Below are 20,853 nucleotides of genomic sequence, written 5' to 3'. Positions count from 1 at the left end.
GAAGCTGCCTGCTGACGGATATTGCTGACCAGCTTCACGAACCTTCCAAAAAAATCAATGTCGTTGACCGCTTATCCAGACACCTTGATAAAGGAACCCCGGCGCTTGCCGCTGCTTCCTATCTCCAGCAGGTAAAAAAGATGGTGCCTGCTGAACCTGTGATTCACATTGATGACAGTGATGTTGTAAAACCTGACGGTTATAAATTCGAATCTCTGGGCATTGTCAGGAATGGTTCTGAAAGTACTGCCACAAAAAATGTTTATAAAAAGGGCTATCATGTTACAGAAGCCTGTGTCCTTACAGCCAGTAATCATCCTGTCAGCATCTTCTCCCACATCCATTCTTCACTGGAAAAAGACTATAAGTCTGCAAATACAATTACCTTCCATGCCATAGAACAGGGCGCTGCTCTTTTTGGTAAAGCAACTTTTGCCATGGACAGAGAATACGATGACAATAAGATGTTTCTGAAACTGGATGAACTTGACCAGGATTATGTCATTCGTCTGAGCGCCAAGCGTAAGCTGCTGTATCATAACAAATGGACAATGGCTACAGAGCTTCGCAACCGCAGAAAAGGCAAAGTCAAAACCAGTGTGTTTTACAAAGGGAAAGAACATGAAGCATATCTCTCCCATGTAAAAGTGCAGATTACTGCATCCAAAAAAGATATTTATCTGGTGCTTGCTTATGGCATTACCGGGCATCCGATGATGCTTGCCACCAACAAAGAAATCAAATCCAAAGATGATGTAATCCGGGTGGCAAGAACCTACTTCTCGCGCTGGAAAGTCGAAGAATATTTCCGCTGCAAAAAGCAGATGTTCCAGTTTGAAAAATTTCGTGTGCGCAAGCTTAAAGCAGTCAACGCACTTAACTTTTATATCTCCTTATGCATGGCGTTTCCTGCAGTGATTTCCATGGAATCAGAAACCAATGCCCTTAAGGTTTCCATCATAAAGACAGCCAATCCCGTAAAGGAAAAAGTTTTCTTCTGCTAATACCGGCTGGCAAAAGGCATCTACGGCATACTTTCCTATGCAAAAGAGGGCGTCAGACTCTGGTTTCGGACGAAACGTCCGAAGTACCGTTACCTCTGCCTTAAGCTGGTTGTTTGAATAGATAATAGAATATATCTCCCAGGGTCCGGTTCCGGCGGGGCTTATTAAAGTGCTTCTATTCACAGAACTGCCATTCCCCAAATCTTAAAAAATCGGCAGATTGGTGCTATGTAAAACTGTATTCTTTTTGGAGTTACATTTTGCGGAAACTCAAGTAATTATCAAAGATTCGCAGGTAATATTTTACACCTTTAAATCTGCTTCTCCAAAACCGGGTAGGTATGCAGTAAACGCCACAAAATATGCCCGCAACAACCTCATCCTGGTTTCTCATACACTGTCCTCATACAACATCTGAATTTCTTTGCAGACCTTTAAAATACGCTCTTTTACTTTTTGCGGTTTCATTATCTTGACTTTATTTCCAAAAGAAAGAACTACCCCGTACCAATATGTCTCATGCTCCGGCGCCGAAAAGCAAAACTCAAAATCTCCATTCTCAAATTCTCTTGTAACCTGTCCGTTCAAATATTCCCTGCACTTTGACTTCACAGCTTTTTTCCCATAAAGTTTAATCTCAACAATAGGACCACTATCCTCCTTCAGGTTTATATCTGCAAGGTCATGGTTCCTTCTGTTTTTTATGTCCGTTACTTCCAAACGCTCCATGCGGACTAATTTAAACATACAATAGTCCTGATACTTTTCATAATATCCTATCAGATACCAGCTATACCATTTGTATTGCAGCCGTACCGGCTCAACTTCCATTTCCTTTTCCTCATCGCGACTATTTGTGTAGAGAAAGCGAACAACATTCTTTTCCTTGATTGCCCCTTCCAATCGCAGTAACTCATCTTTTATCTTCCCATCCTCGCCCGCCACACTAAAGTCTATGGAAACAGCGCTTTCCTTTGCATGATTTAAACTTTTTATATTCAAGCTATTCATTTTAGCCAAAACCTGCTCTATTTCCTTGTTTGCATAAGCGCTTGCCATTCCTTTCAGTGCTGCTACAATCCAATCATATTCATACCTTGCAGCCGCCTGCTTTTCCAAAACAAAGCCTTCCATAATCTGATATCCGCCCTCCATTCCACAAAAAGATTGGATTGGAATACCTGCCTGGTCTAAGGATTCAAGATCCCGCATAATCGTTCTGGATGAAACTTCAAATTCTGCCGCAAGCTTCTGCGCAGATGTGCGTCCATGATTCAATAAATAAACAACTATCCCCATAAGCCGGTCAATTTTCATTTTTCTTATACCCCTGCATACCGCAAGCTTTGCTTGCAGTACTGCCATCTATGTGCAAGCACAAATTAACATCCAGCAACTATGATATAATTATGTCTCATTTTAATCAGAGAATCAATTCTCTTTCATTAAAATATTTGATAAAATCCTCGTATTTATTTGAAGACCTGACATGCATATGGTATAATTTTCAAGGAAAGTATCAGATTCAGAGCAGCAGCCAAAAGAACAACTTATACAAAAGATAAACTGCCCCTGAATTTGATTCTTTCCATAAATTTTATAAATGAAAGGACAAGGAGCATAACAACATGAAAAAATTCTTAGTAACAGCCTTAATGGTTACAGCCATACTTGGCACTTCTGTTACAGTCTCTGCCGCCCCTAAAACTATGTCTGATGGCACTATATTTGACGCTGAATACTATGCCGCAACTTATCCTGATGTGGCACAGGCCCTAGGCACGGATGAAGCTGCCCTTTATCAGCATTATGTTTCATTTGGCAAGGCAGAAGGAAGAAAGCCCTGCGCCGACAACTACGTAAGCCAGGACACAATAGATGCTGCTAACGCCAAGCATAACTATTACAAAAATCTCACAGCTGAACAGGCCGCTGCCGCTGATGCGGTCGCAAAACAAATTGCTGATTCCATTATGGCAAACAAGGCATACACAACAGATCTTCAGCGGGTCAATGCTGCTGCCGTAACCGTTGCAACACAATGCAGCCAGCTCCCCTATGGTTCTGATTCCGCCAAATGGTATCGTTCTCCTTACGGAGTATTCGTAGGCGGCGTTTATACCTGCGCAGGCTCTACAAGGGCACTAGGCAGAGTTCTTGATTACATGGGCTATTCATGGGAACACGTTAATGAAAACAAAAATTCACACCAATGGTGTATTGTTACAATGGATGGACAAAAAGGATTTGCTGATGGAATGGGCGGCTTCGCCGGATATGGAGATATGGTAAGTGGTATGACAATTAACGGAATGACCATTTACTTCCCTTCATAAATCATATTAATATATATCATAACCCGTTCTGATAAGTGAAGTGAAAAGCAATCAAAGTATAAAAAATACAATAAGAGGCAAAAAAAGTATTGACTTATCGCCTTACAAATGATATCATACCTTTTGTGGCGTGAGTCAAGCGGAAGTGTCGGAACTGGCAGACGAGCAAGACTAAGGATCTTGTGAGCATTGCGCTCGTGTGGGTTCAAGTCCCATCTTCCGCAGCTTAGTTAGAGGGCTGAAATCCTTGATTTTTCAAGGTTTTTGGCTCTTTTTATTTTTGAGAATGATACTATGTTTTGGTCACTTTGGTCACTTTTTGTATAATTTTGAGGGTCTAATGCATTTAATACCTTTTTATCTGTTTCTGCACTATTCTCAATATTATAGATATAATGCCTCAAAGTTGTAGATTCATCTGCATGACCTAACATATCCTTTACAATGCTGAGATTAACGCCATTATGTAACAAAGTTGATGCATATGTCTTCCTAATCTTGTGCATTGTTTTCACTGGAATTCCTATGTATTCACACCCTCTTTTTATTTGTGTGTCTACAGCATCCGGTGTAAGGCACCTGCCATCCTTCACAAACAGGAAGTCTTTATACTGATGACCGTATTCCTCGTTAATCGCCTCAATTCTTTTGATAATCCTTTTCGCCTGTTCAGTCAAAGGCAGCCATCTGTCACCATCTTCGGACTTTGTATAATCCACAACATGAAATCCCATACTTTTCATATTATTCAGGTCGCTTGTGTCAAATTCTTCTACAAGCTGCCTATGTATATGGATCCTATTATCAATGATATCCGATTTGCAGATTGCAAGGATTTCTCCTTTTCTTGTTCCCATCTCAAAATCAAGCATAACAGCCAAAGGAGCGGTATTAGATGGATTATTTTTCAACCTACGTTCCATTTCATTAATAAGCAGTTCTTTCTCATTAGCTTGAAAAACTTCCTTTTCACTTGGCTTTTTACTACTGCTGGCAAATTTTTTCTTATTGACTTTAATGCGGTATGGGTTTTTCTCTATGTATTCGGCATCAACAGCATATTCCAATGTCTGTTTTAAGATTCCGCACATATTATAAAATCCTTTCTTTTTCAGATTATGTTTCCCCAATACTGCATTGAAGAAATCATCAATATTAATTTTAGTAAGATTTTTTACCGGAATAGAAATAAATTCTTTTTCAGGTTCATAAAATCTTGTCCAATCTGCCATCATGCGCTTAATTGTGCCGCTATTGACCACATTTGTTTTATGACGCATAAATTCATAAAACATGCTTTCTATCGATAAATTCGGGGTTTCTTCTTTATCTATAGGATCACTTAAATTTGACAGGTAATAGTCACATATAATATCTTCTAAATCTCTTTTCCTTTTTCTCTTTATTTTCTTCCTGCCGTTTGCTTTTGACTGGTCAGGAAGATAACTATACCATACATCTTCTTTCTCATTGTGCCATATAGAATAGTTATGCCTTTTTAATGTCTCCTCTCTTTTCTTCATCTTGATTTGCTCTTGCACATATGCCAAATCAATCATATCGTTTTCTGCTATATATTTCAATAATTCATTTACATTATTTTCTTTTATAAAACTTCACACTCCAATTCATATAAAATCTATTTTAAAAAGGCACTGTTATAATCAAACCCATAACAGTACCTTAAAATCAAAAACCCATATTCAGTTTTTAAATTATTTATCTTATTCTATCTATACTAGTTAGAACATAGCCCACCTGGATAGGCAAACTATGTTCTTTGTGCTTTGTTTATAATGACTTTCACTTTAATTAATATATCCCATACTTCCTGGTCATCTCAAAATCATGCCAGCTTTTCTTGACTGCATCATCTGCTACTTTCTTCATGCCATTCAGGAAATGATTTGTGTCATTTACATCCCCGTTAACCGTAATCAAGCTGTCATAATGTACGCTCACACTATTATTCGTTGCGTTTGTTTTTGCTATTTCAGGTTGTCTTGTCAGAGAGCCAAGATTCCATAAGGATTGGTCTAAAGCCCCTGGATTGATTGCATCAATAGCTGTCTGCTGTATATCCGGCATGTCACTATTGCTTTTTATAAACTTAGGTTTCTCTCCTTTCTTCCAGCTGAAAACAATTTTTCCGTTTTCATCAAGCCCGCCGCCAACGCTTTCTGCGAATTTTATAAGGGCTTCTCTTTGTTCCTTAGTCCAAGCTGTACGGCCTTCCTTTTTGGCATATTCCTCTGGGTTTGTCTTTGCCCATTCATAAACATTATCTGTTTCATCTTTGGTAAGGATCTGGTCGCCTTCATTGCCGATTGCATAATTTCCGGACTGTAGTTTGGAGAGTGTAAGCTCCTGGCCTTCCTCATTGATGACCCTCAAACCGCCTTTTGCATTACGTGTGCCCTTTGCATAAGCGTATTTATGCCACTTGCCGTCTTTCTCTTTCTGCATTACTTCACGGATTTCGCCGCTATTCTGCCTTACAATCTTGAAATCAGCTGAATTAGAAGTGTTAGAAGTGTCAGAATGTTTTCCTGAATAGTTTCCATAGTTCCTGTTAACACTATCCTGAGCCGCACCCATAGCTGCCATAGCACTAGCCGCATTATTGGCAGCCGAAGCAACGCCGTTTAATCCATTGGCTATGCCGTCCAAAGCACTTTGAATACTGCTGATGTTGTAGCCGCCCTCAAGGGTATTTATCAGACTGTCATGAAGTGCCTGTGTCATGTAGTTCAAATTTTCTTCACTGTAATAAGATGATGCAAGCTCGCTTACAAGATTGTCTGCACGGGTGGCAAACATCCACGCAAGGGAATCTGCCGTCTCATTTGCCTTATACTGTAAAGCATACACTTCATTTTCGACACCCATTATATTACTGATGAATGCGCTTGCCCCTGCTGATAACACCTGCCCATAGCTGGCTATCGCATGTTCGCCATTCTGCCATGATGTGATAATGGCATCTGATATGGTGATCCCATGCTGTGTAGCAATATAAGCGATTTCCTGTCCTACAATATCGGCATTGGCCTTGACCGTTTCAAAGGATGCAGCGACAAGCCCCTCGCGTTCATCTAAAGATGCTTTCAATGCTTCTATTTCGGCATCACGCGCTTTTTTGTAATCCTCGTACTGCTTGTTTAAGGCGTTTTCCTGTTCTTCAATTGAATGCTCATATTGAGCATTTTCCAGGTCTTTCCTTGCTTCTGCAAGCTGTTCTTCTAACTGTTTGCGTTTTGCGACTGTAGCAGCTGTATTATCATTCTCCATTGCCGCTATCTGGCGTTCAAGGTCAGTGACGGATTTTGTCTTTTCAGCAATGGACTGCTGGTAATCGTGTAGATCTTTCGCTGCTTTCAAAGCATCAATCTGTGCGTCTATCAATTCCTTATAAACGGATATTTCCTTTTCAATCGCATCTATTTCTTCGTCAATACGTGTCTCATTAAGGTCAATGATGGCATCCTTTATCGCCTCGGAACTGTTTACAGCGTCCCACTGCCCTGACGATAATTCAGCAAGCTTGTCCACATATTCCGTAGCGGAATATTTACCGGCACTATAAGCAGCATTCAAATCATCAATAGCGGCATTGTACTGCTGTACCTGGTACTGCGCAAGCTCATACTGCTGGGTAAGGAGTCCTAATTGTGCAAGCCCTTCTTTTGACCAGTTAAAGTTGCCGTCTGTTACTTTGAAATCATCAAACAGCCCACGGAGATTGGATAATTCGGAATCAAGGTCTTTAAACTGCCCCTGTATCCTGTCAAATACATCCCAATGGAGCTGTAATAATTCATTGTCAAATTCTTCTATGGCTTTCTTGCAGTCAAGGATATTCCCTTCTACATCGGAGAGGGCATTGACCATAGAGAGCCATTCATCTGTTCCTTTCTGTACCCTTCCAGAACTAACGGCAGAGGTCATCTGCTCTACTAATTTTGTCTTTTCTTCTTCAAGAAGCGCAAGCTGTTTCTTTGACTGGTCAATCTGTGATGTAAAGAATGACTCGCCAATCAGTTCCCCAGCTTCTTTGAGTAACGCTATCTGTTTCTCTATCAGGCCTTTTCCGTCCTCATGAAGGTCAAACTGGTTAGTAAATTCCTCCATGATGTTGTTGAATTTCTCTAATTCCAACTGTCTGATAGCTGTCCGTAATTCTGCTAATTCCTGTTTACAGTCAGCTATCTTGTCAGCCCATTGCTCATAGTCCTTTATTGCTTCTACAACTTCCTCGTTACCATCACCAATAAATGTGGTAAGGTCAACTGCGCCGTCTTTTATTTTAGCGGCTATATCGGAAGGAAGTTTGGATAATGCTTCATTGGCTTTCTGGGTGTACATGTTGAGGGCATCGGAATAATTCTTGAACTTTTCTTCTGTAATGCCTAATTCTGCATCTATCAGTTTGTTCTTTGCAAATGAGCCTGTCACATTATCAAGGTTTGTTTTCAGGAGGGAGAGGGCATTGTCTAAAACTTTTACTCTGCGCTCAAAGAAGTCAAATAATTCCTCAAATTCATCTTTTGTTTCCTTTGTGGAACCTTTCTTTGCATCGTCAAGGGCACTGTTTATCTTATCCTTCTCTTTTTCAAGGTCTTTGATCTTATCAGCGTAGTTATGACCACCAATACCGCCATTGGCTGAATTTGCAGTATTATTGAAGGTCGCCTGTAGATTTTTTAATATATCTATCTGGGAGTTGATGTTGGAGATGGCATTTTCATATGAGGATATGTCAACTTCCAGACCGCTTTTGAATTCATCAAGGCTGAGTTTTCCGCTCAGATAATCATTGGTTACGGATGAAAACTTAGCCGGACTGCTTACCTTTTTGATACCGCCTTTGTTTGTGCCGCCCCTGCCCGGGTATATTGCGGACGGATCGCTGATCGTCTTTCCTGTTACAATCCCAAGCACTGCATTTGCCACATCGGTTGCTTTCTGGGCAAGTCCGCTTAGTGAATGCTGTGAAGCTACGGCGTTGACTGCCATACCGTCAGCCATGGAAGCAGTGGCAGTGTTCATATTTACAGCCATGTTGTCAGCAACTTCTGCATTGTAATTGCCAAGCTGTTCCGTATTCTGCGCCATGTTTTCTGCTGTATTTGCAAAGGACTGGCTTATCTGGTTATTCTTGGCGATCTCATTTTCAAGCTCCTGGTTCATTGCTTCCACACGGAGCCTTAATTCCTCCTCGGTGATCTGTCCTTTCGCTGTCCCAATCTGGTTAGCAATTTCAAGTTCTGCAATAGCGGTTTCTTTACGTGCTTCTAATTCTGCCTTATCAGCTTCAAGCTTTGTGATCTGTGCATTGATGATAGACTCATCGCCAGCAAGGATGCTCTTTACAACTTCCTCATTTAACTGGATCTGACCATTGCCAGCGTATACAGCATTGGTAAGAATTTCGGGGTACATCTTTGCAAGTTCAGCGGCAGCGGTAGTTGATATGGTAAGACCATCCGCAACGGCCTCCTGAACCTTTGCAAGGTTTTCAAACTGGTCTGTAACACTCTGGATTACATTTGCCGTATCACTCCATGTAGAACCGATAGAAGTAGCATATGCCTCCATGCCGGTATCTCCATAGGAGCTTAGGGACTGTAAGGAATTGATAAGAGCGTCTACCTGGGCACGTTCTTCCTCTGTATTAAGGGATTCTTTTAAGGCTTCGAGGCTTTGGATTAGTGATTCAGGTTGTTGTGCAATCAGAGTGCTTAACCCTTCTGACAGGTTCCCGAATCCATCTGCGGCTAAATCTATGTAGGGGATAAGAGCTGGAAATTGCTGCATGAGGTCAATGACTGCTGACTCATCTAAGGTGCCTTGGTTGAAGGAATCTAAAGCTGAGCGGAGAGTAGAGATAGCTGACTGGATATCATCTATGGATTCTTCGTATTCGGAGATGGTGAAGGTAACGGGGGTATCGTTCAGGCTTTCAATATCACCTTTTGTCTCCGCTATTCTCTTTTGAAGTTCATCAAAGCCAATCTCGTTATCCGGAGAAAACGAAAGTGCAATGCGCTTATCATCGTCTGAAAGCGATACTAAATCATCGCGTGAAATACCGCTGAACATCCCTTCTAACAGGTCATTGGTATTATCATATGTGCCGTTCATCTTCTGGATTTCTGTTACAATGTTAAAAGAATTCTGATAAAGCTGGTTCCAGTATTCAGCCATGGATTTAGCTTTTTCTAAGTCATTGTCTGTCAAAAGCCCACTATCAACTGCCTCTTGCGCTGTCTGATAATTCTTCAAATACTCGCCGCTATTAATTATTAGCTGTTCTTCAATGTACTGCTGTTCTTTTAGAAGTTCATTTCTCTTTTCGGTCAGCTTTGCAATATCGTTTTCAACCACAAACTTATCATGGCCAGCTAACGATCCGCTGTTAAGCCTATTCTGTAAAGAAGATAATTCTGCTTCAACTTCTGCCAGTGAGGATTTATCCGTTTCAAACCTTACAGAAAGATACTTATATCCCTCTTTGTTATAACGGTCATATTCGGATTGCTGTTTGACAATAAGGCTGTCCTTATCAAAGTAGTCAGAAAAACTTGTACCGATCTGGTTTTGATATAACCGTTTCTGTTCAACTTCGAGAATCTTTTGTTGTAACTCTAATTCCTTTTCAAGCTGTGAAATCTTTTGGTTGTCAAAATCAGACTTGTATTCAAGGTTATTCAGTTCTTCTATCTGGGATTTGAGGTCAGAAATCTTGGAATTGATATCATCTACCTTTTCTTTGGATTCCACGACTGTTTCATTAAATTTATCAAACGCATTGGCAAATCCCGTTATAATTGCTTGTACTGCAATACCGCCTAAGAATGTCAATGCAGTATTTAATAAAATAGTTTTCAGGCGTAAGTCTTCGGTGGACTGACCTGTTTCTTGGAGATATTGGCGATAGCCTTTTAGGGATGCAGGAGCATCTTTAGAGGTTGTCTGTAAGTATGCTTTAAATTGTGCATTATTTTTTACAAGACTACCACTAAAAGAGTCTAAATCAGCTTTACCACTGTGTAATTCCTTATTCCAATATTTTATTTCTTCACTAGCTTGTGAATAATGTTTCTTTAAATTCTTGATTTTGCTTATGTCTATGCCAAAGAGATTCCCCTCAAAATCAATCTTCTTAGTATCTTTGTCCCAAATCTTGGTTAGCCCATAATCCTTATTCATTGCTACCATGGAACTATTAACTGCGGTCAAGATGGTTGGAATTACACCAAATTTCTCAATCAATCCTTCGATTCCTTGGATCATCTTATCCCCGAAAGTAAGGCCACCTAATACAGCATCTTTGCTTACAATGGAATTGACTAGACTGTCCCAGGAATTCTGAATCTGATTGAGTTTCCCACTCCAATTGTTGGCAGACTTCATGGCTTCTTCCATTGCAGAACCAGAACCTTCGGAATAATCAACAAGCATTTTGTCAAACATTTCCATGTTCTGAAGCAAGGCAGCTAATTTTGCGGCCTGATGTTTGCCACCAATATTAGTCAGGATTTCGGCTCTTAAAGTGTCATTTTCGTCAAGTTGATTAAATGTAGCTGATAAATCCCATAATATCTCAATTGGATTACGTAGACGTTCTGTACCATTTACAAATTCTGTCATAGATGCATTTGCCTGATTCAGTGTACTTACTATTTTATCAGAAGTAATATTCTGCAAATTAATCAAAATAGATTTGATAGAGTTTCCGATTTCGCTACCGCCAGCCTTAGTTACTGCTTCCATAGTACCAATCATAGCTGATAAGTCTTCGATTGAAACACGATAACTGGAAGCTACTGTACCAGCTTCACTCATAGCAATAGCCATATCTTCAAGTCCTACGCTGTTCCTGTTTGTGATGCTGTTTTGTCCGTCAAGTACAGCATTTAACTTTTCCGCTTCACCGTTGTATTTATAGGCAGCGTTGGTTGCCAAAATATATTTATTTGCAACATCTGCTGTCATGTCTCCAGCAGCCTGTGCAAGTAAAGACTGTTCAGCCATTGCAGAACCTTTTTCACCATAGAAACCGGAGCGAGACATTTCCTGAATACCAAGTAAATAATCACTTGCAGTCTTACCATACTTGCTTGCCGCTTTGAATGAGGTATTGCCAAGTTTTTCTAATTGTTGAGTAGTTAGATCAGAAGTCTTACTGATTTCTGTAAGAATATCATCAATTTCTTTCAGTGTCCCTAATGACTTAGTAAAATTATTGACCGCTAATGAGGTCACACTAAATATACTTCCCAATTTTGTAATATGACCAAACATGGATTTGATACGGTCAGCAGTGCTCTTACTAGCGAATCCGGTAGCACTGATCTCAGACTTAAAAAGCTGAAATGCATCTGTTGCATCCCTCAAAGATTTTTTATCACTAACTACATCAATAAGATTCCTGACTTTGTTTGCTTCATTCAGAAGCACACTTGACTCGTTTATTTTAGTATACCGATTTAAGTATGTGGTAAGGTCATTTCCTAATTTATTTTTCTTAGACTCTATATTAATTCCAAAGGAAATAGGATTTTTCTCTACATACGCTTTCGCATCTGCAATTACTTTCTTAACTTTTAATTTGGTTTTGTTTTCATCAATATTTAAGGCATCAATATCTTTGAAAGATACATTATTTAATGCTTTATTAACTTCATCCTTTATATTCTTACTGTCAATTTGAGCTTTCAGCTTTATTGTTGATAGCTGGTTGGAAAGATTCTTGATATAAGTATTTATTTCCTTTTTGCTACTTCCCTGTGCCAATGTTGCAGTAAGGCGTAACATATTTAATGTTTTCTCAAGCGTCTTTATATCAGCATTAACTTGCTTCTTGCTTTTACTTTGATCAATAGCACTGACGAGATCTAAAATGTAATTATCGTTCAAATATTTATCCTCCTTATTTTGAACATAATAAAAGAGAGACTATGTAAATAATCTCTCCTAAAATTTGTTATTTGATATTTAGTTTTTATTAAAATCTCTTCTGACATCTTACACAAACACGATCTATCCTGTTAGTTGCAAATCCTGTCAAAAGGCTAAATTTTCTAGGAACCATCTGTATCTGTGTACTTCTACAGCGTGGACACCGGACTATATCAGGTGAATTATCATTTACAAGTGGGCTGTTAGGTAAAACTTCTTTTAATTGTTTTTCTGCATCTTTCATATCTATTGCATCGAATATATATAATGGTTCTTCGTCATCATATAATGTAGTTGTCAAGATTCCTCCTGCACCATTATAATAATACCACTTAGTTGTTACTTTTCTAGGCTCAGCAGAACTCTCTACATCCCCAAGCAAAGAACCTCCACATACCAGACACACATTTTCACTATTTCTTTGCTTTAATATATCCTCATTCAGTGCTGATTTACAATGTGGACACAAAATAGTTCTATCCATACCCAAATCCCCTTAATTCATTAATCCATTAACTTTCTTTCAGTTCATTATATCATGTCTGTATGATTATCACAAGAAATTTTCAAGCAATAATCGAACATATTTTCTTGTCTTTCATTCTTATTCTTACACCTCCCCCACATCCCCTTTCACTTCAACCGCCTTGCTAAAACTATCCATAATCTTAAGACAGGCATCCTCATAAAATTTCTTCCTGTTCAACAAATCCTCGCATACCTTTTGTTTCGATTCTTCCGGCAAAGCATCATATAATATCCCCACACCTTTAACGATATGATTTTTCTCGTCTTTGCTTTCTATAGTCACTCCATTATAAAGCTCTATCAAAGCATTTATTGCCAGGATATTTGTATTTGCCCCATCAAGCAATCCTTGCAAATATTGATTTAATTCCTCTTGATTATTCATCCAATTATGCAAATCAGATAACTTGTAATTAACCGAAATTATATTCTGATGCTCTGTTTTCAGATTTGGTAATGTCCTATAGATAACGTCCATTCCAATCTCTTTTCTATTTGTTTGGTTTCTCTCCGTATTAACTACCTCCATACTTCTTATTTCTCTATTCAGTTTTTCTATTTTATTCAGTTGTCTTGTTTTAATTTGATTGTTGCGGCTTAGATTTTATGCCGCTTTGAATGATATTAGATTTTAATTTGAATTTTAAATATGTGTTTAATTGGTTGATGGGTTACTTTACAAATAATTAAATGCTAATACGCTTATTTTGCATAAACCTCATTTAGAAATGTTTCGATTCTATCACAGATATCTTTTGAAAATTCTACTTCTCCATGTATCCACCTATAATAATAAGTGTTGCTAATATTAATTTTCTTGCAGAATGCCATGACTGTAGCACCTGTATCATCTAAAAATGATTTTACTCTTTTCTTTAAATCCATATATTTTGTACCCTTTCTTTTTTTAAAAATTGTTTTGTTGAATTGTCAATAAAAAAATAATAATATCGGAACCTCTATATAGGATCAGATGTTGCTATTCACCTAATCCCATATTTCAATCCCATTGCCTAGATTGTATTTATAATAATCTGCCTTGCTATAGCAGTTATTATCTTTTTGTACATAACCGCATGGTAACTGTGCGAACGAATCACCATGCGGACTGTAGGTTTTGTATCATATAACCTTCTTCCAAAAAGTTGTATGATGCATGCGTTGTTATTGTGGTACATCCAGATTGTGGAAGTCCTGGACGAATGCCGATATAAGTTTTGAGGCTTATACCGGCTGAAAAACTGAATATTTGAAGAAATATATTTGAACTGTAATTACAGTTATTGGCGTGGCACTGACAGCTTTCTATGATCCGGATTTTCCACAATACCAGATACTGCCAATGCCGATAGTACGATATTTCACAACATTTTAGAGAGACCCTACTCAGCTTACGTTCTTTTCTCGCCTCTCTTCATAGTCAATCATAAAAACTCCCGTAAAATCAATACTCTCAGCCCCTTTTTGTGAACTTTTTTCAGTTTTTTTGAAACAGTTCAAGAACGCTTTTTTATCTTTATCATATAAAACAGTTAACATGCTATCCCTCAAATCTTCATTTCCAGACTTAAACGCATATGCAATCAAAGTATACATAGTATCGCCTTTAATAGTAAGATTTTTCAATTTTTCCATGCAGATCTCAAACTCATTAAGTCGCTCATTATGATAAGTATTTCCTTCCCTGTTCAAAATACTTATCTGCATGTCATATTCCTTTACTATATCAATCACCTTTTTATATTGCTTTCGGTCTACCTTAACCTTGTCCGCTTTATATTCAAAGATAGGTTTTACACCATATTCACCTTCCCTATAGGTCTTGGTATTTAGTTCTTTATGCTTTCGGAGGTCAATAATCCCATCTTCAATAATCTGATAAAGCAAATCCATAGGGCAATTAAAGAATCCAACATCACTCTTTTTGATTTCCAGCTTATTACCTTTTTTCTTCTTATTATTGTATTCCTGCACATCAGCATAAAAAACAGGATATCTTGGATCATGTTCCATGCACTGCATTTTCTCAATCCTTGCTAATTCACTTCCTACTTTTATTTCAAAACTCCTTTTACATGAATCAATTGCCACTTGCGCTAATACGCTACATATTATAAAAACATCCTCCAATTCCTTATCTTCACACCCACTATCAAACCAATAACTCAAAGCCAATTGTGCTATATTGCTTGCAGAGCCGATATTATATTGTGCTGAAGAAATATTGGCATCCATTTTAGAATATGACTTCATACTTTTGTCATATTCATTTGTCCCATACTTTATGTTATTAATGATCGTAGGGTATTCCACATACGCTTTCTTTGCAAGCTCAACAATATCCTTCTGGTTAGTTGTATAGATTGAATCTGTATCTAAATCCTGCCCATTCAAGCGACTTTGAACATCAGTTCCAATCCCATTAATGATAATGACATTATCACCCAAATCAGGAAAATACTTTCTAACTGCATCTGGGAATACATTCTCTAAATATACAATATTATTCGGCGAATTATGCGGACTTCTGAAACCTGCAAGCCTTTCACCTTCCCCAAATCTGCTTGTACAACATTGGATTCTATCCTCTGCTTGTATAAAACAATTTTCATCAAGATAACTTTGTCTTGTAACTGCCATCAGCATAGCTACCGGATTTCCGCATATAACTAAATTATCGGCATACTGAAACAGCTTCCCAAGTTTAAGCCTCTGATCTTTAAACTCATTGATTTTTGCTTTCTTCTTATTTTTAAACCATTCCATATACCTAAATTCATCATTCCATCTATACAGAGCAATCAAAACATTATTGATACTATACCTTGCAGAACCGGTAATCTCCAGATATTTCAGGAAAGCTTCATCATCCGTCTTTAGTTTATTACAGTATTCAATGCTTGGAGCTGCAATTTCCCCTAACACACTCTTATCAGTGGTAAGCAGTGTATTATTCATCTGAAAAGAGCTTCTTTGCAATTCATCATATTTGCTACTATGGGCAGTCTTAACAATTGCAAACATTTCACCATCTTTTTTCATCACTCTACTGTAATATTTAAAACCGTCTTCTATCGTTCCGCTTTTACTCATTAATTCCAGGAACTTTATCCACTTCAGGGAGTTTTCTGTAACGATCACTTTTATATCTGTTACTTTCATCCTTCTCCCTGTCATATCCGTTTCATATGCTGTATCATAATCATCACCATAATAGTCCTTGAAATACCTTTGCATATTCCCCCGGAATAAACATGACTTAAAGAAATGGCTTCTGCAATATATGAACCCTTCCATATTTTCAGGAAAAATCGAATCATCAATTATGCCCATTCCATCCCATAGGGTATTTGCAATTTCAGATTTTTCCTGTTCCCTATCACAGCAACATCCCTTTTTATAATATGTAACATCTTTTTCAGGACACAGAGCCGCATCAATTCCATATCCAGCTAAAGCCTTTTTGCTTCTCTCAACATATTTTAATTGCGGATTTTCATCAGCGGTTTTCTTATAGAATGTCAACCCATATTGATTGATATATTCCTCAAACGCTGGATAGTCCTTTGCTTTTCTAGTATGCTCGACTTCTTTGGCTTTTACAATAATAGCCTTTTTATAACAGGAACTTTTTTGGTCTTCCAGTACGAAAATGTTCTCCATGGGAATCTGTATGTAATCTATTGCAGTTGCAGTGATCAGCGGCGCATATGCAGACATTTCAACAATCTTAGCACCTTTTACATTCGGCATTCTCTCCCATAGTCCCATTGTAAGATAATTGAAAACCTTATTGTGTAATTCTTTTTTGATAAAGAGGCAATGCCCTTCTTTTGCCTTTCCTGGAGTCCTTAAAAGCATTTGATATGTTATGGTCTTTTCTTTTGCCTTTATTTCTTTGCCAGTTTTTGAATCATATGTCTTCCATATCACTGTAGCATCATTCTCATAATAGTAATCTCTTAACTCTTGCGTTGTCATAGCTGGCTTTATATCTTCCTTATTGGAATCATCTTCATCTACTCCCCAATCAAATTTCATCATCAGGAAGTCATAACTTCCTTTAAATTTATTGACAATAACACCATGCTTACGGACATATTTTGCAAACAAGCTATTATTAATAACTGCATTCCCAAAATCAAGAAAAGGCTTTTTATATTCTTTTAAACCATTATAGCTTCCATCTTCATTTTTCTTTTTTATTACAAACTTGTAATTATTAGTGACTCTGTATAAACTTGCCGCCTGAATACCCTTAATTTTTATTGCACTGCTTTCCTGCTCATTTGTAATCGCTACATTGTTTTTACTCAATATCCATTACCTCCACATCAAAATCCACAACAACAGATTAATCATTCCACTTATAGTTCCACTAATACATTCTCCAATTCATTCATAAATTTTTCTCTCTATCTTATACTTCTCTATATCAATCTCTCATTTTTTCAAAATTACAAAAAACTCAAAAATTCCATGGAAAATTTCAATTTTTCTTCAAAAATCAGAAAAAAAATTCAAAAAATCCGTAACAAAAATAAAGCCTAAAGCAATCCCAATTCTGGAACTGCTCTAAATCAATCCTACTTTCTCAATCACTATTAAATTTTACATAATGGAATCTTTGAATCTGTGTGTTTGTATGTATCAAATATTATTTTCGGATGTCACTTTCTTTGACATCTCAGTTTTGCAATCACCGTACTGCCAATACGATGAATTGCTTTTGTCAATTTTCGAACATCAGTTCTATATCTGTAATTATATCGAATGTATGTTCGCATGTCAAGAGTAAAAAATACCAGCCACCTTGTTTTATTTTGATGGCTGGTAAGTATCATAGAAATGTTAACAATCCAAAAAATATCGTTAAAGCAGTTCCTACTATTGCTAAAACAATTCCTAATACAAATTTTCTTTTTTCTATAATTCCTTCTCTTAAAATGTTCTCCATTAATGCATTATAATAAGTCCTCATTCTAATAATTTCTAAGCTCATAAATATTTCATTATAATCAACTCCATATTCTGGTTCTAAGCTACTCCACTCACGCCTTCCCTCATAATCTATTCTTATCGCTTCAGATTTGGGTACTTTTTCAATGAGTTCAAAATATTTTTTGTTTACAGTATCCAAATACTTCTCATTTTCTTTTGAAAATTTATTTAACACGAAATCTTTCACTTTTTTTAGTGCTTTATCATCCTGATCTTTGACACATGATAATAAAGCTGTTTTATAATAATTTATATATGGTCAAATATCAGAAGAATATATTGGGAAATCCTTATGCATTATATTCTCTGTATAATAATTTATTAAATAGCAATAGAACCTATATGTAGTATATAATTCAGCATCTTTAACTTCACATATATCAATATAAAGTTCTGCCATGCCATCGTCTTTATCTCCATACCTTAAATTTGATTTAGTATATTTGTTCATATAAACACCTTCTCCAAATACTATTAATCAAAAATCAATTATTTAATCCTACAGTTGCTTCGATTCTTCTATACAATCTATTTTCCAAGTCCTCTTCATCCTTCCAAACAATTGAAGATTTCTGCGCAATATCAAAATGAGGTTTCTTGTCACTATTAAACACATCCTCTCGGCAACATATGATCACTTCTTTTCCTAACGCCTCCGCATATCCAGCTTCATAATAAGCTCCATAATTAGGATATGTAACATCTACTACAACAAACTTACTTCTGGATATTTCAAATAGTATTTCCGGTACAATCTGATTGTTATGTTCCTTTTCGTCTATTCTTCTAGGAATATAACCACATCTGCTAATCGCATTTTTGAAAGATTCACTAATTGTCTTTGTCTCATCCCTAAACGACATAGCAATGAAACCTTGATTGTTGGATTCTGTTTGCTCCATCTCTGATACTTTTTCCCAGCCTTTAGCAGAAATACGATAATTAGATAGATCATGGTCTAAATATCCTAACTCACATAATATATCTAATGTTCCGCTTACCTGTGTTGCATACTCCGTATACTCCACTCCCTCACAGTAAAGCAAATGCGTCATTTCAAAATTTCCCCCAAAAATATATCCATAAATAGGATAAGCTTTGCTAAGATTATATAAAGCCTTTTCCATCTTATCCATAAAAGATTGTGGATAATTCTTCATCAACTCCGCAACATTTACTTTCTGAAAATTATCTCGAATATCACCAACTGATTTTTCTTCATAAAAAAAGAAATATTTATTTTTCTTTACAAAAGGTGCTTTATTTAACAATAAATATATTTGATGAAACCTTTTTATTACTTCTTTTGTATCTCCTTTCCAAACACTTGGGTGTATTGTACATTGAAAACCTTTTTCACACTGTAGATAAATACTATCTGTTCCTATCCACTCGCCTTCTGTTATAGGACTTCTTTTACAATCTTTTCCTCCACAAAAAGGACATTTATCAGTTAATTCCATGATATACCTCCATAGCTTAATAGGTTTATTTTATCATAGAATTTCTGATTATCAAACTGCAATACATGTTTTCTTAGAAAATCCCATTCCCTACCAATCCCAACACCCCCACTCCTAAAATCTCAAATCAACCCCAAAATCCTTTACACACTAAATAATCAGATGCAAAAGTTTTTGTGATTTCACCAGTATCTAATAATTCCTTCATTGAATCCGTGAGATTACGTTCAATACGTAATGCTCTCTGAAGATTACGCTTTGACATATTTAGCTCTTTTGCAATTTCATCAAGAGTAGAAGTGCCATTTTGGCACGTCTTCTTTCTGCCATTTCCCATTTCTCCATGTTTATATCCTCTTAATTCGACATATGTTTCTAATGCCTTACGGTCTTTAGCTGGATCATTCTTACGTCTTCCAAAAATCTTGTCTCCAAACCTCAATTATAGTATAATACAAATATCTATTAACGTAAAACAAACGGAGGTAACTCAATGAATACCTTACCAATAGAAGATATGAGTAAAACTTACCTTGAACATTCAATGGTAATCCACAATTTTATCATTAAAATAGGCAGCCAGATTAAAGACAGCTTATGCCGTGTTTTTGGTGACAGTGTACAATATCAATGGCGCGAAAATGATGATAAAATAGTCATACCGGACGTATCCATTATCTGTAATATGCGTGACAGGAAAAATGTGTCATTTACTGGTATTCCCCGTTTCGTCATGGAAGTCCTGTCTGATTCCACTGAGGAATATGACCGGAATGAAAAAATGCAGATATATTGTAAAGTCGGCGTTTCTGAATACTGGATTGTTGACTGGCGCAAAAAACAAGTCGAAATTTATATGTTTGACTGGAAAGATGATGATACTGCTTATCCATATCTCTATAAGACCGTAACAGAACAAAACAAAGACGATTTACAGCTTGTCATGTTCCCTAACTTCAAGATTACATTTGACGAACTCTTTGACATTGAGTAAATAAATTTAGCCCTTCTGATTATTACCAGAGGGCTATTATTATACCTGTTTCACTTCAAATCACCCAACTATTGAAAGAGGGATTTTATTGACATAATATTTACAAGATAAACATATGCATAAACATAGCTGTCACTATAGAGGTTAATACAATACATACACCCCAAAGTGTACTTTGACGCCCTCTCAGAATGCTGATTTCTTCTTTAAGATTTTTGATTTGATATTCCATTTTTTCATATTCTTTTTCCATAGTTCTTATCACTTCCTCTATCTTTTATCCACTCCGCAAAATCAACAATCGCTCCCATCCTACCATCATTACACAGCCTAACCCTAAATTCCCCAAACTCTTCAACCGGAAACACTTCACTCCCAGGAACATCACTAATAGATAAATCCGTTTCACTTGCTTCTATGGTCAGATTGCAAAAGTCAATATCTGTGACCTTATAGATTTTTGTGTTTGCTACTGATAGGTATTGAATCTTTGTATCGTTAATTGCTTGTGTCCTCCTTAATAATTTACTTTTGCATAACAATCTTATAGGCAAGTAAGGGAT

General features: G+C 37.0%; 16 protein-coding genes and 1 tRNA gene. 4 read left to right on the top strand and 13 right to left on the bottom strand.

The genetic code is table 11. From position 1 onward, the window contains the following. Positions 1-140: 140 nt before the first annotated feature. Entirely contained in the window at positions 141-1,004 is an 864-nt protein-coding gene (locus D5281_RS14805) for a transposase (RefSeq protein WP_277935378.1), read from the top strand. 390 nt (positions 1,005-1,394) lie between these two features. Here the strand turns inward: D5281_RS14805 and D5281_RS14800 are convergent, their stop codons facing one another. Next, positions 1,395-2,321, bottom strand: coding sequence for a helix-turn-helix transcriptional regulator (locus tag D5281_RS14800; RefSeq protein ID WP_160560907.1), 927 nt, complete (start codon positions 2,319-2,321; stop codon positions 1,395-1,397). 311 nt (positions 2,322-2,632) lie between these two features. Between D5281_RS14800 and D5281_RS14795 the strand changes: the two genes are divergently transcribed. After that, positions 2,633-3,340 carry a hypothetical protein gene (locus tag D5281_RS14795; RefSeq protein WP_160560906.1) on the top strand — a complete coding sequence of 236 codons (708 nt, stop codon included), beginning with the start codon at positions 2,633-2,635 and terminating at the stop codon, positions 3,338-3,340. A 139-nt stretch (positions 3,341-3,479) separates the two neighbouring features. Beyond that, positions 3,480-3,564, top strand: a tRNA-Leu gene (locus tag D5281_RS14790). Positions 3,565-3,570: 6 nt separating this feature from the next. Here the strand turns inward: D5281_RS14790 and D5281_RS14785 are convergent. The 10 genes from D5281_RS14785 to D5281_RS14740 all read right to left on the bottom strand — a co-directional run bounded on the left by D5281_RS14785 (position 3,571) and on the right by D5281_RS14740 (position 19,633). After that, positions 3,571-4,899, bottom strand: a complete 1,329-nt coding sequence (locus D5281_RS14785) for a tyrosine-type recombinase/integrase (protein ID WP_160560905.1) — start codon at positions 4,897-4,899, stop codon at positions 3,571-3,573. Positions 4,900-5,152: 253 nt separating this feature from the next. Continuing rightward, positions 5,153-12,262, bottom strand: a complete 7,110-nt coding sequence (locus tag D5281_RS14780; protein ID WP_160560904.1) for a phage tail tape measure protein — start codon at positions 12,260-12,262, stop codon at positions 5,153-5,155. A gap of 88 nt (positions 12,263-12,350) precedes the next feature. Continuing rightward, positions 12,351-12,788, bottom strand: a complete 438-nt coding sequence (locus D5281_RS14775; RefSeq protein ID WP_160560903.1) for a hypothetical protein — start codon at positions 12,786-12,788, stop codon at positions 12,351-12,353. Positions 12,789-12,914: 126 nt separating this feature from the next. Then, positions 12,915-13,361, bottom strand: a complete 447-nt coding sequence (locus tag D5281_RS14770; protein WP_160560902.1) for a hypothetical protein — start codon at positions 13,359-13,361, stop codon at positions 12,915-12,917. A gap of 173 nt (positions 13,362-13,534) precedes the next feature. Further along, positions 13,535-13,717 (bottom strand): helix-turn-helix domain-containing protein, encoded by a 183-nt coding sequence (locus D5281_RS14765; protein ID WP_160560901.1) that lies wholly within the window; start codon positions 13,715-13,717, stop codon positions 13,535-13,537. A gap of 501 nt (positions 13,718-14,218) precedes the next feature. After that, the gene (locus D5281_RS14760) at positions 14,219-17,149 is read right to left on the bottom strand and encodes a hypothetical protein (RefSeq protein ID WP_160560900.1); all 2,931 of its coding nucleotides are present in this window, start codon (positions 17,147-17,149) and stop codon (positions 14,219-14,221) included. A gap of 523 nt (positions 17,150-17,672) precedes the next feature. Next, positions 17,673-18,008, bottom strand: coding sequence for a hypothetical protein (locus D5281_RS14755; RefSeq protein ID WP_160560899.1), 336 nt, complete (start codon positions 18,006-18,008; stop codon positions 17,673-17,675). Positions 18,009-18,092: 84 nt separating this feature from the next. Next, positions 18,093-18,284 carry a hypothetical protein gene (locus tag D5281_RS14750; RefSeq protein ID WP_160560898.1) on the bottom strand — a complete coding sequence of 64 codons (192 nt, stop codon included), beginning with the start codon at positions 18,282-18,284 and terminating at the stop codon, positions 18,093-18,095. 34 nt (positions 18,285-18,318) lie between these two features. Continuing rightward, positions 18,319-19,296 carry a hypothetical protein gene (locus D5281_RS14745; RefSeq protein ID WP_160560897.1) on the bottom strand — a complete coding sequence of 326 codons (978 nt, stop codon included), beginning with the start codon at positions 19,294-19,296 and terminating at the stop codon, positions 18,319-18,321. Positions 19,297-19,423: 127 nt separating this feature from the next. Continuing rightward, the gene (locus D5281_RS14740; protein WP_160560896.1) at positions 19,424-19,633 is read right to left on the bottom strand and encodes a helix-turn-helix transcriptional regulator; all 210 of its coding nucleotides are present in this window, start codon (positions 19,631-19,633) and stop codon (positions 19,424-19,426) included. 156 nt (positions 19,634-19,789) lie between these two features. Here D5281_RS14740 and D5281_RS14735 point away from each other — a divergent pair, with 156 nt between their 5' ends. After that, positions 19,790-20,290: a Uma2 family endonuclease gene (locus D5281_RS14735; RefSeq protein WP_160560895.1), complete on the top strand. Its 501-nt coding sequence runs from the start codon at positions 19,790-19,792 to the stop codon at positions 20,288-20,290. A gap of 100 nt (positions 20,291-20,390) precedes the next feature. Here the strand turns inward: D5281_RS14735 and D5281_RS14730 are convergent, their stop codons facing one another. Both D5281_RS14730 and D5281_RS14725 read right to left on the bottom strand, forming a co-directional pair. Beyond that, complete coding sequence (locus tag D5281_RS14730) at positions 20,391-20,543, bottom strand: hypothetical protein (protein WP_160560894.1); 153 nt, start codon at positions 20,541-20,543, stop codon at positions 20,391-20,393. Next, entirely contained in the window at positions 20,527-20,844 is a 318-nt protein-coding gene (locus tag D5281_RS14725) for a hypothetical protein (protein WP_160560893.1), read from the bottom strand. Before D5281_RS14725 ends, D5281_RS14730 begins: the two co-directional genes overlap by 17 nt. Between the last annotated feature and the right edge of the window lie 9 nt (positions 20,845-20,853).

It is taken from the genome of Parablautia muri (assembly GCF_009917485.1).
Classification (GTDB): Bacteria; Bacillota; Clostridia; order Lachnospirales; family Lachnospiraceae; genus Suilimivivens; species Suilimivivens muri.
The sequence above is the reverse complement of the archived record's forward strand: the minus strand, read 5'-3'. Positions and strand labels throughout refer to the sequence as shown.